The sequence below is a fragment of the Pedobacter hiemivivus genome, assembly GCF_004331685.1.
GTDB classification, from domain to species: domain Bacteria; phylum Bacteroidota; class Bacteroidia; order Sphingobacteriales; family Sphingobacteriaceae; genus Pedobacter; species Pedobacter hiemivivus.
Genome location: NZ_SJSM01000062.1, coordinates 1 through 1087, shown reverse-complemented (window position 1 = coordinate 1087; position 1087 = coordinate 1). Strand labels below are relative to the sequence as shown.

At 33.1% G+C, this 1087-nt stretch carries 2 protein-coding genes; one reads left to right on the top strand and one right to left on the bottom strand.

What is annotated here, in order from left to right; all coding sequences use genetic code 11:
• Positions 1 to 666 precede the first annotated feature (666 nt).
• Positions 667 to 840 (bottom strand): hypothetical protein, encoded by a 174-nt coding sequence (locus EZ444_RS27340; protein ID WP_165503747.1) that lies wholly within the window; start codon positions 838 to 840, stop codon positions 667 to 669.
• A gap of 26 nt (positions 841 to 866) precedes the next feature.
• Here EZ444_RS27340 and EZ444_RS27075 point away from each other — a divergent pair.
• Positions 867 to 1087, top strand: a 221-nt coding sequence (locus EZ444_RS27075; protein ID WP_455430285.1) for an ISAon1 family transposase N-terminal region protein, incomplete at its 3' end; no start/stop codon positions are given.

Below are 1087 nucleotides of genomic sequence, written 5' to 3'. Positions count from 1 at the left end.
CTTCTGACCTTCTTTGCCATAATATTTGACTGTAGACTGATATAAATAACTAAAGTCTAATAATCCCTTAAGCTGTCTGTAAAAATTATCCTGTGGAACATAATCCGAAAGTTGAAATCGGATAAACAGTTTTTCCTGATAGTCTTTTTTGCCTTGCATGTTATAAAAATAACAATTAATATATTCATTTACAATTATTTATGAAAATACTTAGGAATGATTTTCGCAATCAAAACGTAGTAGTTAGACATCATTGAATTTTGGTTGGAAGACTATGAGTTGTGCAACAGTAACTATAGTTGAGCTCTAAATACCGCATTTACGGGCTTCTCACGGCCTAACCAAACGGGTTTACAATAGAGCCCATCACACTATAGTGCACCCGCGAAAGTACAACAAATATTGTCATGGGCATTAATCTATTGTCTCGTTGATTGCAATTGTGAGAATTTGTAAATCGAGACTCTTAATTAATACCTCATTTAAGAAGTATGATTTGTTATTGCTGTTTTTTTATTTCATTGGCTATATATTTATGTAATAGTTTTTGGCATTAAATCTATTGCAAGATTATTATAATAATTTAAAAATACTATATTTTCTATAAAATTATTTATGATTTATTTATGAGAAATATTGTAATTAATTGAAATATTTTGGCAGGTTCTATTCTAATGAACTAGCTCCATCACGTTTATAGCCAAATAGTAGGTTTCTCCACACCTTGTTCACACTTCCTTCACACCAAACCCACAAACAGGTACCTTTTCGTGAAGGAAGTGTGTCTAATGGATCAAGCGGAATTCTTGGGGGGAAGGAAATAATTTCTTTCTTTTGCATTTGTAAACCAAACGACAATTTTTATTTTGAGTCAAGCCGAGCAAACCCTGATCAGTTTATTATTACCGGAAGGTATCCTGGATTATTTTGAGTTAACCCAAGTAGATAAAGCAGAAAAGATGCTGAACATCTACCTTGAAGAGAAGAATATAGCCCCCGAGGGTTATGATAAAAAGGATCTTGAATCCAAAGGATTCTTTCCAGAGGTTGGTATCCAAGACTTTCCTATTCGTGGCCAGAAAGTAGC